This window comes from Brevibacillus reuszeri (assembly GCF_001187725.1).
Taxonomy (GTDB): domain Bacteria; phylum Bacillota; class Bacilli; order Brevibacillales; family Brevibacillaceae; genus Brevibacillus; species Brevibacillus reuszeri.
In genome coordinates, this window is record NZ_LGIQ01000009.1 from 1,760,618 (window position 1) to 1,776,030 (window position 15,413).

Consider the following 15,413-nt stretch of genomic DNA (forward strand, 5'->3'; position numbering starts at 1 on the left):
GAATGATTTTTACTACTTTTCTCGAAATGGTCGAAAACAAGTTTTCATTACGGGTGGCCGATACGATTATACGCTCAGCTGATTTGGCATCCGGGGGCAGCTATACGACACTTGGAACGTATGATCACCATGAGATGATTCAACTGGTGGTCAAACTGAGTGAACAGACAGGGATTCCTGCTTCTGATCTAGTGCGAAGCTTTGGCGAGTATTTGTTTGTGCACCTGATGGAGAGCCATCCGGCTTTTGCAGCGGAAAATAGTACGGTCTTTGCATTTTTGCTGAGGGTCGACAAGTATATTCACGTGGAAGTAAACAAGCTGTATCCAGAGGCCGAGCTGCCTCGATTTAGCTATGACACATCCGAGCCAGGTACGCTGATTATGACGTATCGTTCATCGCGACCTTTTGCCGACTTGGCAGAGGGATTGATTATGGGATGTATCCAACATTACGGGGAGGAGATCGCTTTGCGGCGGGAAGACCTGGAGGAAGGAACAGCCGCCCGGTTTATCCTCTCAGAACGGAAGTGACAGGATGCAGGAAATAGACCTTCTGCGCAGACAGCTTGAGCGTGAGAAAAAGGCGCGCAAGGAAGCGGAAGCCATTGCGGAACAGAAGACACGGGAAATTTTTTACGTCAATCAAGAGCTGCGAAAATTGAATGATCAGTTGGAGGAGTTAGTCAAGGAGCGTACGGCAGAGCTGTCCAACGCGCGTGATGAAGCAGTTGCGGCCAGTCAAATCAAAAGCCAGTTTCTAGCCAATATGAGCCATGAATTGCGCACGCCATTAAACGCGATTCTTGGCTATAGTGAAATGCTGAAAGAAGAAGCGGAAGACATGAATGAGCAGGGCTTTGCAGATGACCTGGGGAAAATTCATCATGCTGGAAAGCATCTGCTTTCACTCATCAATGACATCCTTGATCTTTCCAAGATTGAGGCTGGAAAAATGGAGCTGTATTTGGAAACTGTCGACATTCCGGAGATGATCCAAGAGGTGCTGGCTACCGTTTCTCCTTTAGTGGAATTGAATCACAATCAATTGCAAGTGGAATATCCACAAGGAACGCTGGAAACAGATATTACGAAATTCAGACAAATTTTATTCAATCTCTTGAGCAATGCGAGCAAATTTACCCAAAACGGTACGATCTCACTGACTGTCAGACATGAAGCCCAGGCAGGGACGGCAGGAATTAGTATAGCGGTAACCGATACCGGAATTGGCATGTCACAAGAGCAAATCGAGCATATTTTCTTGGCATTCAAGCAAGCTGATTCGTCAACGACGCGCAAATTTGGCGGCACGGGGCTGGGCCTCGCGATCAGTAAAAGGCTATGCCAGTATATGGGGGGCAACATTACCGTCGATAGTGAGCTTGGCAAAGGGACGGCATTTGTTGTTTGGCTGCCGACCCAAAGCAAGCAAGCCGACGACGCTTTGCTCATTGCTACCCAGCTCTCCGCGCAGGTTCAGGCCGGGAGCCAAATCGTACTCGTAATCGATGATGACCCTACCATGCTCCAGCTGATGCAGCGCTTCTTGCGCAAAGAAGATTGTTCAGTCGTGCTTGCGTCAAATGGGCAAGAAGGGATTCGCTTGGCAAGAGAGCTGCGACCGACCCTGATTTCACTAGATGTATTGATGCCGGGTATGGATGGTTGGAGCGTTTTGACTACACTAAAAAACGATCCGGAGCTGGCGGACATCCCGGTAATCATGATTTCCATGACCGATGACAAGAATTTAGGCTATGCTTTGGGCGCATCTGAATTTTTGATAAAGCCTGTCAATCGCAACAAGCTTGTTTCCGTTTTGGACAAGCATCTGCCGGAGCGCCACACCAAGACTGTGCTGGTAATTGAGGATGATGATGCGACCAGTCAAATGATGGCGAAAATGCTCCAAAAAGAAGGCTACCGGGTCAAATGTGCAGCGGATGGACGGATTGCTTTGGATAGCGTGGCAGATGCGCTTCCTCAATTGATTCTGCTGGATTTAATGATGCCGAATATGGATGGCTTTGAGTTCGTTACTGAGCTGCGCAAACGCGAAGAATGGCGCGCCATTCCCGTTGTGGTCGTCACAGCTAAAAATATATCCACTGAGGATCGATTGCGACTCAATGGCTACGTGGAGAGAATTGTACAAAAAGGGAGCTTCGAAAGAGAAGCCCTGCTCCATGAAATCCGCGCTTTGATGCTCGCCTCCCAGGAGAACAAAAATACGATAACAGAGGATAAGGATGCATAAGATACTGCTTGTAGAGGATAACGAAATGAACCGCGACATGCTCTCACGGCGTTTGATACGAAAGGGATACGAGGTCATGCTCGCAGTCGATGGCCAAGAAGGGGTGGAAGCAGCCAAAAAAGAGCTGCCCGATCTGATCCTGATGGATTTGAGCTTACCCGTCCTCGATGGCTGGGATGCGACCCGTCAGATAAAAGCATGCGCGCAGACGAAGCATATTCCGATCATCGCGCTAACTGCCCATGCCATGGCAAGTGATCGGGAAACAGCACTGGCTGCGGGGTGTGACGATTTTGACACGAAGCCGGTAGAGTGGAGTCGCTTGCTGGAAAAGCTGCAGCAACACCTGAAAGAAGAATAGGATGACCATGAAGAAAGGCAGGTGCGTAGGTGGCACCTGCCTCTTCCCTGTTTTCTGTTTATCCTCTGCGACGTGAGAATGAGATGACAAAAAGGATCGCTTCGATGAGTAGACACGAAGTCGTAATCAGCATGATGATGGTACCTGTCGAGATACGAGCACTGCCTGTATTTGGAGCTCCGCCCATTTGCGGTGGGCGCATGTTGTCCGCATTCGCTTCTCGGCACCTTTTTTGAAGCCATGTATCTTGTCGTCAATCCCGTCCTTGGCTGTGAGCATGATGACAGGTGTAGTGATGTTTTGGGCGCGTAGCTGCTCCAGCACCTCATAGCCGTTCATCTGCGGCAGCATAATATCGAGGATAATGACATCAAATATATTTTGCGAAGCGAGAAACAGGCCTTCATGACCATCGAATGCCTGGGTGGTTTCAAACATGTCTTGAACCGTTTCCCGTATCGTTTCCGCTAAATGACGATCATCTTCAATCAGTAACAGCTTCATGGCATCACCTCTTTTCCCATACATTAGCAGGCTTCCATGTCACTACTATGTCCAAAAAGGGGAGAATCTGTGACCAAATGTCTGGGAGATTGGTAATAGCTACTCAGTATTTTATAATGAAGGTATATGTTCATCGACGAAAATAGCGAGGCACCTTTAGGCGGGAAAAGAGGGTACTATGGAGCATGATCAATTGTTAAAAGATGCGGAGCAGTTTATCCGCGTATGCTATAGCGAATTAGACAAGTCGATAGATGAGACAGAGCAGCGTGTGCAGGAAGTGCGCGAGCTGATTGCCTCACAAGGATATTATGAGCACACAGCTGAAGAGCTGCGTCACGGTGCGAAAATGGCCTGGCGCAACAGCAATCGATGCATTGGTAGATTTTTTTGGGAATCGCTTCAGATACTTGATGAACGACAGGCTGAAACAGAAGAACAGATAGCACAGGCACTTCTCCGTCATATTGAATTCGCCACCAATGGAGGAAAGATTCGCCCTACGATTACCGTATTTGCTCCGACGATACAGGGAAAACCGCAAATCCGAATCTGGAACAACCAGTTGATCAGGTATGCAGGCTATGAGACGGAGTACGGTGTAATCGGTGATCCTGTGTCTATCGAGCTGACCAAGCTGTGTGAAAGTCTGGGATGGCATGGGGCAAGAACAAATTATGATGTACTGCCGCTTGTTGTCCAGATTGGTGAACAGAGACCGAAGTTTTTTGAAATCCCGCACGAGCAGGTAGCAGAGGTCGCGATTACTCATCCTGAGATCGCAGGCTTTGCTGATCTCGAGCTGAAATGGTACGGGGTTCCGATCGTCTCCGATATGCGCATGGAAATCGGGGGCATCCATTATAAAACGGCGCCCTTTAACGGCTGGTACATGGGAACCGAGATAGGTGCACGTAATCTGGCTGACCAGCAGCGATATAATATGCTGCCAAGAGTAGCCGAGCTCATGGGACTCGACACCAGCAGGGAAGCAACACTATGGAGGGATAAGGCGCTGGTGGAGTTGAATGTCGCGGTTTTGCACTCTTTTAAAGAGCAGGGTGTTTCTATTGTTGATCACCATACGGCTAGTCAGCAGTTTAGGAGATTTGAAGAACGGGAAGAGAAATGCGGGCGAGCGGTTACAGGCGATTGGACCTGGTTGATCCCTCCCGTATCCCCAGCTGCTACCCATATTTTTCATCGTGCTTATGACAACACGATGCAGACACCGAATTTCTTTTACCAGGAAAGACCGAGTCTCAAGGAATAAATCAATAAAGTACAACGATTGCTGCGAGCATTTTATTGTTCGCAGTATTTTTTTGTTAGTCGATGTCACACGAAGGATTGTATGGAACGTTATATCAATTGAAAGGAGGGAGAGAGTGGAACGGTATGAAATAAACGAGCTTCTCGATGCGATTATCCAAGGCGCCGAAGATCGCTATGCTGAAATCTTGCAAAGGTTTCAAGGGCGAATTTTCCACTATTGCTATCACATTCTGGGAAATCAATATGAAGCGGAAGATGCCACACAAGAGGTTTTTATCAAAGCGTATCGCCACATCACCAAATATAATCGGGATTTTCCATTCGCCGCATGGCTTTATAAAATTGCCTATCATCACTGCATTGATCTCGTTCGAAAAAGGAAATGGCTCCGCCTGCTACCCTTTTTGGAGGCCAAGCAAAATCTGTCAGACATCGAGCAGCATATTGAAAATGCGTATTTTAGTGAGGCTGTATATAACGCCATGATTACTCTTTCTGTAGAAGAGCGTGCACTCCTTATACTGCGCGGGGTTGAGGAAAAGACTTACGACGAAATCGCTTTGATTATGAACAAAAACGGGGCGAGCCTGCGAAAGAAATTCGAACGGACGGCTGCCAAATTCCGTGCCGCTTATTCTCCGTATGAGAAGGGAGGGGTGACGCATGAAGAGTCCAAACGAGTCGCGCGAGAGTATTAAAGCGATCTTTACCGATCCGCGCATACCGCAGCAAATCGACGTCACCACTGTGATCATGGATCAAATCAAACAAAACAAGGAGGGCTTTTTTGTGAAGTATAAAGTAGGTATTTTAGTCGCCATCGGGCTTCTGGCAAGCATTACAACAGGCTATGCCGCTGTACAATACTACCAATTGAAAAATCCGCAGGGAGAGGTTATTTATCAAGAACAGGATGTCTCCAATGCGAATGTCAAAATCATGGATAAACCAGACCCCGAGACGCAGGCCTTTATAGAAAAGCAGTGGGAAATTAATGATAGCTTGCAGCCTGGGGATGCCTTTGCCGTTTACATCGTGGCAAATAACCCGAAGAAACATATAGTCGATCTTTCGAAACCGTTCGAATACACCAGTCTTGCAGGATTACGAGAAAAGCTTGGAGATCAAGCAGCTGTTCCTGAGAAGTTACCCGGAGACTTTGTCTTTTTAGATGGAAGAGTCGAGACTGTGATCAAGCGAGGATACAAGAAAGAGGCGTTGTATCAGCAAGCGGAAAGCAGCAAGAAAGGATATGTGGAGCAACCGTTAGAGCGAACGAATGATATGAACTATGTAGATATAAATTACCAAGCAGGCGAGCAATATATGAAGGTCCGCATCTCCAATTTTGATGATGTCGTGGGGAACACCGTCTATATGGTGAACCTCGACAGACAGAAAAAGGAAAAAGTGAAAGTGGGTCAACTTGAAGTTTTGTATACCGAGGAAGACCAGAGTGACCACGTATACAAGGAAATCGTCTGGGTGATGGAAACAGCGGGGAAAAAAGTGGAGTATCGAGTATCCTCGAGGGGAGAGGTTCTGAACAAAAATAACGTGGATAAGTTTGTAAAAGCCTTTTTACCTGCTACAAAGTAAGAAAAGGTCCTGTAAATAATCAATCCCCCTGTGCCGCAGCTTTTTCACTGCTACTGGCTCAGGGGGATTGTCGTTTTACAAATGCTTATGCTCTGATCAGGTTTTCTTAGCGATTGTAGTAGCTACTAAGCGCCTGAAGAAGTCCTAACGGATTTTTCCGCAAGTCCTTTGCACTAAAGAAGACACTGCCTTGTACTTCAGGGTGCTGGGTATTGTAATCCAGCTGGTTGATGATCTCCTGAGAGTTTTGCCAGCCTGCTTCCGTTGTTCCGAGCTTGTACGGAGAGTGTCCAATGTACAGCTTCACATTGGTGCCACGTACTTCGCTCGACCACCAGGTTACGAGCTTGTCGTATTGGGCAGGAGCAAAAGAGAGACTCCAGTAGATTTGCGGTGTCACATAATCCATCCAGCCTTGTTTGATCCAGGTACGCACATCTGCATACATGTTGTCATAGGCGGTTACACCAGCTTTTGTGTCGGAGCCTGATTTATCAACAGCGATATTGCGCCATACCCCGAATGGGCTGATTCCGAACTGCACGTGAGGCTTGGTGTTTTTAATAGATTGGTTGAGCTGTTGAACGAACAAATTGATATTGTCGCGACGCCAATCTGCTTTGGTGGGGATATTTTTGCTGTTATACGTCTTGAAGGTTGTCTCGTCATTAAAGATTCCGTTGGAAGGATAGAAATAATCGTCCAAGTGAACCCCGTCGACATCATAGCGCTGCACAACCTCAGTAATCTCAGCGATAATTGCCTGACGTGCCTGTGGAATCCCCGGGTTGATGTAGAGCTTGTTGCTGGAATTAACGATCCATTCAGGATGTTTTTTCACGACGTGATTGGCTGCAAGCTGGTCTGTTTTCGCATCAACATTGGCACGGAACGGATTGAACCAAGCGTGGAACTGCATGCCGCGCTTGTGTGTTTCCTCTACCATGAAAGTGAGTGGATCATAGCCAGGATCTTTCCCTTGGGTTCCCGTCAAATATTTGGACCACGGAACAAGTGAAGATGGATACAGGGCATCGGCAGAAGGGCGAACCTGTACAAAAACAGCGTTCATGCCCATCGTTTGCAGCTCGTTCAGCAGCTGGATATATTCCTGCTGCTGCTTGGCTTGATTGCCATAAGAGCCCGTAGAAGGCCAGTCTAAATTGTAAACTGTGGATACCCATACACCGCGCAGGCCATTTGCCGTATTTACCGGAGGGATTGGAACATTCGAATTATCATTCGGTGTTGTGACTGATCCACTCGTTCCGCCTCCGATAATGTCTTGAGGAGGAGGCGGTGGTGTAACAGCGACACTGCCTGTGAGTAATGTAATTGTGCGTGTCGTCTGTTCCCAATTAACCTGCAAGCCTAGCTGCTCGGAAACGAAACGGAGCGGAACCATGACTCTTCCTTGCTTGTTTTCAACAGAAGCATCCAATGGAATACTGCTATCGTTTACTAGAGCGTACTTCTGGTTAACGACCATCGATAAGACGGTATTCTCTTTTAAAATGGTTGCTGTTTGCAAGTTTTGGTCCCAGTAAACCTCGGCTCCGAGGCTTTCGCTAATGACACGAAACGGAACCATTGTAACGTTTACTTTTGGGATTATGTACGGAGCGACGTCACTTTTGATTTGTTGGCCGTCCAAAAAGATGCTGATACCAGGAGAAGTCTGTGCCGCCTGCACCGAACCCCCCATTGCTGAAATACTACCGAGTACGAACATCAGCAAAAGCAAAAACCACTTACGTACCTTCATTTTGCGAATCCTCCGACAGGTATTATTTGCTATAAAACTCTCACTAAGCGTTAGACGTTTATTATATCGCTTTGTTTCGGTTGATAGGGAGGATAATTTCATTCACATAGATTTGCGGATAAAGCAGGTGGAACCAAACAAGCTGTTGGAGAATAGGCAAAGACTAGAGAGGAATTCGATGGAGAGGAACAACATAATGGACACCTATCTCCCAGGAAAGACGCCTATTGTCTTTGTTCCAGGATTGTTTGGCTCCATGAGCAATCAAATTATTCCGGGGACAGGGAATTGGAATTTTGGGTTTGCACGAACTGCCTATGAGCCATTTATTCGCATTTTGGAACAGATGGGCTATCGATTAAATGAAGAGCTTTTTATAGCGTTTTATGATTGGAGACAGCCAATCGCTTATTGTGCAGAACAGTATTTGGTTCCTATCATCGAATTGGCAAAGCAAAAAACGGGTTGCAGCCAAGTGAATCTGATTTGTCATAGTATGGGAGGGCTTGTATCGAGGGCGTACGTTCAAGGAGACAACTATCAGTGGGATGTAGATCAATTGCTTTTTTTGGCTACGCCCAATGCAGGCTCCCCCGTCAGCTACTGTTATTGGGCTGGGGGAAGGCTGCCTCGTACGGTTTCGCCTAAAAAGAATGTCGTAGAGCTATACATGAATGTGTATTTGGCTTATCTGGAGAAAAGTATTCCTCGCAACAAAGTGGAGGCTGTTCAAAAGCATTTTGCAAGCCTGATTGATTTGGTGCCGGGTTATGCTTACGGGGATTATTTGCTGGAGAAGCAAGATGGGATTGAAAAATTTGTTCCATACAATACCATGGTGGTACAAAATCAATTTTTGGACCAATTGAATAGTACGATGGAATTGATTTGGGAGAGAAGCATCTCTGTAACCTTAATTGCCGGGATCGGTAATGAAACCATTCAGTATTTGCAAACCGTTCCGTCGCTTTCACCGAAAAGATGGGTCGATGGCAGGGCAGTCGGTGCGATCAACAGCAGCTTTGGGGACGGGAATGTGATGGCTAGCAGTGTTTTTGCCATGATTGGCGAAAAGTACGTCGTGCAGGCAACGCATTTGGATATTTTGTATAAGAGTGAGTCGATTATCAGGCAGGTACTCGAGCGGTAAAGTAAATTTCCATACTTCGGTTAGCCGATCTTTGCCATGCTGAGGCTGAAATCAAAAAAAAGAGGACTATCTCAGGAATGAACCTGACGATAGTCCTTTTCGCGTATTACGCGTTTCTTTTTCTGCGATATAGCAGGATGGTGATACCAATCGCAATGGAAGCAATTCCGGCAATGAGAATACCTACATTTACTTCCTCACCTGTTTTCGGTAAAACATTCCGTGAAGGAGCTATATTGCTGTTATTGTTCGCGTTGTTGGATGCGACAGCTCCAGAAGGGTTGCCATTACCGCCCGGTGTGTTTGTTTGTCCGGCATTGTTTGTCTGGCCAGCGTTGTTGCCTTGTTCAGGGTTGCTAGGCTGACCTGGGTTGCTAGGTTGCCCAGGAGTGCCAGGCTGTCCAGGATTGCCAGGTTGTCCAGGATTGCCAGGTTGTCCAGGATTGCCAGGTTGTCCAGGGTTGCCAGGTTGTCCAGGATTGCCAGGTTGCTCAGGCTTGCTTGGTTCTGGCTTATCCGGTTTGTCTGGCTTTTCTGGTTTCTCTGGGGTGTCAGGTCCTCCAGGGCCACCTGGTCCAGGTCCGCCAGGATTACCAGTAGATTTCTTATTTTTTACCGTTTTCACTACCACTTCTTTTTGACTGCGCTCAATCGTAAATGGAATCGGAGTACGATCCTTTTCATAACCTTTTGGCGCTTTTGTTTCGATGAACTGATAGTTTCCAGGATTGAGGTCCGTTACTGTCAGCTCACCATTCCTATCGGTCGTAAGCCCACTCTCGATTGTATTTCCGTTTTCATCTTCGAGGGTAAATACGGCACCTTCCAGTGTTTCTTTCGGAGATTCTGCATTTACTTTGATCAGTGTGACAGAGCCCGGGATCAATTTGTTGGTAACGGTCAGCTTGAGCGTTAACGTACCTTCATCCGTTTTAACGGCTGTTTCTTCATTCAGATCAAACTGCAGAGGCTCTTTTGACAGCTTGTAGCCAGCAAGGGTTTTGGTTTCAACCAGACGATAGCTGCCTGTTGGCAAATTGTTGATGACGATCTTACCTTTTGCGTCCGTCGTCAAATTACTGTGAACCTTTGCTCCTTTGCTATCGTACAGGTCAAACGTGACGCCTTCACCAAGAGGTTTTTTGGTGTAGTAGTCTACCTTCGAGATTTCAAGAGAAGTGAGGTAGATTTGATTGATCTTGTTTGTAATCGTACCTGTTACGTTTTCTGTCTGTTTGTCTTGGATTTCAAATTCGACAGGAGTATCATCCAGCTTGTAGCCAGCAGGTGCTTTTGTTTCTACTAAACGATAGAAGCCTGGCTCCAAATCGCGCTCAGAGATTTTTCCGCTGGAGTCAGTAGTGAGCTCCTTTACAAACTTGAATTCATCCCCGATTTTACGCTCGAGGCTGAAGACTGCGCCCTCCAGCTTTTTATCATGGTTGTCAGCATCGATTTTGATGAATTCGAAGCCTTGTTGTGGGATCACTGGGCCTATGGCGACTTTGTTAGCCATCGAGACTTCAACTTGCTGTTGCTGGCTTTTTTCAATCGTAAAAGGAATCGGCTTGCTGTCTCGTACATAACCTGCTGGCGCTTTTGTTTCGACTAACCAATAGTCACCAGGATTCAGCTTGCTTTCCAAAATGACGCCGTTCTTATCGGTTGTAAGACCTTTCAAATCCTTGCCATCCTGGTCTTTAACGATGTTTCCATCTTTTTCTTTATCGTAGATGGAGAATTCAGCGCCCTCCAATTTGTGGTTTGGATAGCCTTCTCTGAATTTAACCAATTTGACTACGCCTGGAATCAATTTGTTGGGAACGGTGAGCTTGAGCTCTAATTCACCTGCAGCCGTTACAGTGGCTATTTCTTCATTGAAGTCAAAAGGAAGAGGTGCTGTTTCCAACTGGTATTCAGTAAGCGTACTTGTTTCTCGGAGAGAATAGCTGCCTGCTGGCAAGTCGTTGATTATGATCTTACCGTTTGAATCAGTTTTCAGATCGCTATAAACCTTGTTGTTATTGCTATCATAGAGATCAAAGGTAACGCCCGCACCTAGAGGGGTTTTTGTGAAATAGTCGACTTTCTCCAGCTCAACAGTGCCCTTATAGATTTTGTTAGTGATTGTATCTCTAACGATTTCTACTTGATCTGCTTTGATTTCAAATGAAACCGGAGTTTGGTCGAGCTTGTATCCCTTTGGTGTTTTCGTCTCTACTAATTGATACAGTCCTGGAGTCAGTTCACTATCAGCAATTTTTCCGCCAACAGTTGTGTACTCTTTCACTGTTACGAACGTTCCGGTGTTGTCTTTAAACTGAAGCTCAAAAATCGCACCGTCGAGTGTTGCTCTCGTATCTTCATCGACTTTTGTAAACTCGAACCCTTGACGAAGCAGCTTGTTTGTAATTGGTGTGGTTGTGCAAACGATACCCGTTCCTGGAATGTCTTCGCATGCAACCTCATCCTCGGTTACTTGACCAGCTGGCTTTTGCGTGAGCGTAATTTTTTTACCGGCTTGGTACACTGGATCGATCAAATAGCCGGATGGAGCTGAGATTTCTTTGAGTGTGTAGGCTTTCAGTTTCAGGTTCGAGAAGACGATTTCGCCATTTAAAGTTGGAACTGCTTCCTTGATCAGCGTATCTCCTTTTTTGTCATAGAGAGCGAACATAGCGCCGTCTAACGGCTTTCCTTCACCGTCTACCTTTAAAACTTTGAGATCACCTGTAGGTACGATTCCACCACCGCCAGCACCCGACATGATGACTTTAAAGCTGCCCTCATCGCTTTTCTCTTCGCCATCTTGGGCCGCACCTGAGAGCTTGGCTTTGTTGCTAATTGTTTCGCCGTGGTTAGCGTTGATAAAGGACTGGTATTCGAGGATATAGGCTCTGCTCAGTTCTTTTTCGAATGTCAGAGTAAAGCTGTTTCCTGTTACAACCAGTGTGTAATCATCTGGGTTTACTTCATTGCCTCTGGTTAATGTACCATTGACAGTAGAGTAGAGCTTGAATGAGTTTTTCAAAAGAATGTGATTAGAGGACAGCTCATCCGTCAATATTGCACCTGTATTGATGGTAGACTGACTTGGATTGATCGTTACTGTCCATGTAGCAAACTCTTCAAACTCTCCTGTACCTTGCTCACCGTCTTTGAAAATGTATGCCCCACCGAATGAAGGATTTACCGTAGTCGATCCTTTATAGAGAGGTGGTGTTGTTTCATCTCCATCATACAAAGCAGCATTGTTGCTGTATGAGGCTACCACGTGATGACCCTCAACGCTCGTTTTATAGATAATGCGATAGGCACCAGTGATTGTTCCAAGTTTTAAATCAAATCCGTTCGTGCCAATTAAATCAAAGCTTTTTGGAGAAACGGGATTACCGACGATTTTGACACCATCTGTCCCGCCAGTCAGCTCTAATTCGTATACTTCCAGAGATCCGTTTACAAAGGATTGATCAGCTGAGAAGAAATCCTGAATCAGCGCATCGTTAATGGTATGGAAGTTGTAGTTGATGTCGATCTGCCACGTAATTTCTTTGTCTTTTGGATCATACCAGCCGACTTTGTTACCGTTATTCGTAGTGTATTTGTCAATTTTCACGGTATCATAATCAGTGAGTGGGTGTGGCATGCCAGTCCATGTCAATATCGCATCGTTTCGGTACTGATCCTTTGGACGATTGATACTTGTAGGATCAAAAGAAGTTGTGTAAGTAATGACATAGTTGGTTTCAAGCTTTTTATGGAAAGTAAGGGTGAATCCTTCGTTGTCAGCATCTGGTGTTAATGTGTAATCAGAAGTATTGTCGGGACCTTCTGAGAGTCCAGGGATTTCTAAACTCTTTAATGTAAGTCCTTGGCTTTTGCCATTTACTTTGAAAAGGTCCTTGATGACAACGTTCTCCATCGGCCACTCGTCGCGGTTGAGAAGAATCTTCCATTCTATTGTCTTGGTCGCATAGTTTATTCCATTGGCGTATTTGGCGAAAATGCGCTGCTTGATTTTTTCATCGTCTGTTACAGATGGCTGGTTGTGCATCGTCACAGTATTTGTGATCGTAGCTTCTTTGTAAATACGATCTTTGGATTTTGTCTTATACACAATCTCGTATGCAGAGTCAATCCCGTTTGGATCGTTAAAAACCAGTTTAAAGCTGTCGCGGTCGTCAGAAGGAGTAACAGTATAATCGGTATTCTCGTCGAGCTTTCCAGCGCGTGTACCATTGCCATCAGCACCAATGGTCATTTTGTGCACTTCAAATGTCCCTACAAGCTCTTGAGTATTGGTGAAGCTGTCTTCAATCCAGGCTTCCGTTTGTGTTAGCTTTTGTTCATTGTAATTGTACTGAATGGTCCAAGTAATAACTTGTGCAGCTTCATCATAGGAAGATGATTTCGCTAAGGGTTTGCTGAAACGAACTGGTACGCTGTCATCTTTGGTCCAAGATACTCCAACACCAGTGATTGTTACGTCATTTTTGTATGTCGTGTCAGTTTTGTTTGTAATATCGGTTGTGTATTTGACTCGATAAGCACTGTTAATATTGCCAAAGTCAATTTGAAAGCCATCTGTAGTTGTTTGAGTATCAGCCGTTTTGTCTATCGTTCCCTTTTCAACAACGGAGCCGTCTAACTGAATCTCTAGGGCAAATACTTCAACAGAAGCCAAATCAATCTGCAAGCCACCGGGGAGTTTATCGGTAAAAACTGCGTTCGTGATTGACTTTTCACCGAGGTTAAAATCAACCTTCCAGTCGATCTGACTTGGATTGAAAATCTTGTTAGCTGCACCGCTTTTTGTTAGGTCGTTGTTGTTTTTGCTTTTAAAATGAACCTTAATGGGAGCGATTCCGTCGAGATCGAATTTAACATCCTGTTTTGTACCCCCATTAAATTTCCCTTCATCAAAGGATCTCCATACAAAGAAAGTTCCTTCGACTCTTGCGCCACCCTCAATATCGTCGTTAAATTTTAGAGTAACGGTCCCGTCTTTCGTTACTTCCCATGTCCCTACCCCACCAGTAAGTTCATCAGATTCTTCTTTCGACAATTGAAACTTTTTCGGCAGCTCAAAGGTAAATGTCGCACCGTCGGTATAGCTGTGTCCAGCTTCTAGAACCCATTTAAAGTCAATCTGGACACGCGCGCCTTGATCAGTACGAATGTCATTTTCTGAAATGTTATTCCCGTCTTCATCTGTAATGACGACTTCAGTGATGATGTTCTCTGAGATGGTGTTGTCCCCAGGAGCAGGTAACGGTGCTGGAACGGGATTTGGTGTTGTACCAGGAGCCGGAGTTCCGGGATTGGGATTCGTGCCTGGATCCGGTGTAGTGCCTGGATCCGGTGTAGTGCCTGGATCCGGTGTAGTGCCTGGATCCGGTGTAGTGCCTGGATCCGGGGTGGTGCCTGGATCCGGTGTGGTGCCTGGATCCGGTGTAGTGCCTGGATCCGGTGTAGTGCCTGGATCCGGTGTAGTGCCTGGATCTGGTGTAGTGCCTGGATCCGGTGTGGTGCCTGGATCCGGTGTGGTGCCTGGATCCGGGGTGGTGCCTGGATCCGGTGTAGTGCCTGGATCCGGTGTAGTACCTGGATCCGGTGTAGTACCCGGGTCCGGGTTAGCCCCTGCGCCGTCATCTTGCGTTCCCGAGCCGGGAGTGTTTCCGCCATTATCTGTCACACCTGCTGGATCGTTCGTTTCCGCGTGTGAACTAGGTAATAATCCGGAAAAGCTCTGCATGATCAGCAAGAGGGCAAAAATCAGCAAACTTACTTTTCTTTTCATATGCTCCTCCTTGAGCAAGCCTCGATAGAGGTTTTCTTACTAAAAACTTGCAAACTAATTTGCTTTAGCTAGGGGTTCTCCCTAGCTTTTTGGTTTTAACTTTGCCTGCACGATCAATCGATCCACAGGATCCTTTGATCCGATTGGCGTACAGGTGACCAATGTGAGGAGAGGTTCTTTGCTGTCGGAAAGGACCTCAACCTCCGTACGGTTTACAACAAACGTCTCCACAACGACGAATTCGTATGTATCTGTTTTTGTCTTGATCTCGATTTCATCGTCAGGAGCTAGCTCATCTAGCCGATTAAATTGCTTGCCGTAAGCAATAGCCCGATGCCCTGCCAGACCAACGTTATTGATTCCAAATTGTTTTTTCGGCTCAATCATACCGACACCTTTACTTAATGACGTCTCTGTGGAGCCTTCAAAAATCATCATTTGCAGATCGATTTTTGGTATGCGGATGACGCCGCGTGCTCCATCCAGTATCGTGAGTTGTTCAGGTGCTGGCGGGATTGGATCTACAGTAGTCGTTGGCATAGCTTCAAGCTGCTCGCTTAAGTTCCCTAATTGCTCGAAGGCTTCGATCAGCTTCTCTTGCTTCGCGTCCGAAACTTTCTTTTCGATTTGAGGATAGGAGAGCAAAAGTAAGCCAATCAGTATAAAACCTATGCTCCAGGCAATTCGCAATCTACTATCC

At 46.2% G+C, this 15,413-nt stretch carries 11 protein-coding genes; 7 read left to right on the plus strand and 4 right to left on the minus strand.

The features are described from left to right. The first annotated feature begins 2 nt into the window (after nucleotides 1-2). From ADS79_RS22735 to ADS79_RS22745, 3 genes are read left to right on the plus strand one after another with little or no spacing between them, the layout of a single operon-like run. Complete coding sequence (locus tag ADS79_RS22735; RefSeq protein ID WP_236700089.1) at nucleotides 3-533, plus strand: heme NO-binding domain-containing protein; 531 nt, start codon at nucleotides 3-5, stop codon at nucleotides 531-533. A gap of 4 nt (nucleotides 534-537) precedes the next feature. Further along, nucleotides 538-2,259 carry a hybrid sensor histidine kinase/response regulator gene (locus tag ADS79_RS22740; RefSeq protein WP_049740627.1) on the plus strand — a complete coding sequence of 574 codons (1,722 nt, stop codon included), beginning with the start codon at nucleotides 538-540 and terminating at the stop codon, nucleotides 2,257-2,259. Then, entirely contained in the window at nucleotides 2,252-2,620 is a 369-nt protein-coding gene (locus tag ADS79_RS22745; RefSeq protein ID WP_049740628.1) for a response regulator, read from the plus strand. The genes ADS79_RS22740 and ADS79_RS22745 overlap by 8 nt, the downstream gene beginning before the upstream one ends. Before the next feature lie 126 nt (nucleotides 2,621-2,746). On the opposite strand, the gene ADS79_RS22750 is transcribed toward ADS79_RS22745, so the two are convergent. Continuing rightward, nucleotides 2,747-3,124, minus strand: a complete 378-nt coding sequence (locus ADS79_RS22750) for a response regulator (RefSeq protein ID WP_049740629.1) — start codon at nucleotides 3,122-3,124, stop codon at nucleotides 2,747-2,749. Between the two features lie 178 nt (nucleotides 3,125-3,302). On the opposite strand from ADS79_RS22750, the gene ADS79_RS22755 reads away from it, so the two are divergent. From ADS79_RS22755 to ADS79_RS22765, 3 genes are all read left to right on the plus strand, one after another. Next, nucleotides 3,303-4,397, plus strand: a complete 1,095-nt coding sequence (locus tag ADS79_RS22755; RefSeq protein WP_049740630.1) for a nitric oxide synthase oxygenase — start codon at nucleotides 3,303-3,305, stop codon at nucleotides 4,395-4,397. A 115-nt stretch (nucleotides 4,398-4,512) separates the two neighbouring features. Further along, entirely contained in the window at nucleotides 4,513-5,097 is a 585-nt protein-coding gene (locus tag ADS79_RS22760) for an RNA polymerase sigma factor (protein WP_049740631.1), read from the plus strand. Then, a complete protein-coding gene (locus ADS79_RS22765; RefSeq protein ID WP_049740632.1) occupies nucleotides 5,063-5,998 on the plus strand; it encodes a hypothetical protein in 936 nt (311 codons plus the stop codon). Before ADS79_RS22760 ends, ADS79_RS22765 begins: the two co-directional genes overlap by 35 nt. A gap of 106 nt (nucleotides 5,999-6,104) precedes the next feature. On the opposite strand, the gene ADS79_RS22770 is transcribed toward ADS79_RS22765, so the two are convergent. Then, nucleotides 6,105-7,763: a family 10 glycosylhydrolase gene (locus tag ADS79_RS22770; protein ID WP_049740633.1), complete on the minus strand. Its 1,659-nt coding sequence runs from the start codon at nucleotides 7,761-7,763 to the stop codon at nucleotides 6,105-6,107. Between the two features lie 196 nt (nucleotides 7,764-7,959). Here ADS79_RS22770 and ADS79_RS22775 point away from each other — a divergent pair, with 196 nt between their 5' ends. Beyond that, nucleotides 7,960-8,913 (plus strand): esterase/lipase family protein, encoded by a 954-nt coding sequence (locus tag ADS79_RS22775; RefSeq protein ID WP_049740634.1) that lies wholly within the window; start codon nucleotides 7,960-7,962, stop codon nucleotides 8,911-8,913. Between the two features lie 106 nt (nucleotides 8,914-9,019). Here ADS79_RS22775 and ADS79_RS22780 read toward each other — a convergent pair whose 3' ends face one another. Beyond that, entirely contained in the window at nucleotides 9,020-14,713 is a 5,694-nt protein-coding gene (locus ADS79_RS22780) for a SpaA isopeptide-forming pilin-related protein (RefSeq protein WP_049740635.1), read from the minus strand. Nucleotides 14,714-14,794: 81 nt separating this feature from the next. Beyond that, nucleotides 14,795-15,403 (minus strand): class D sortase, encoded by a 609-nt coding sequence (locus ADS79_RS22785; protein WP_049740636.1) that lies wholly within the window; start codon nucleotides 15,401-15,403, stop codon nucleotides 14,795-14,797. Nucleotides 15,404-15,413 lie beyond the last annotated feature (10 nt).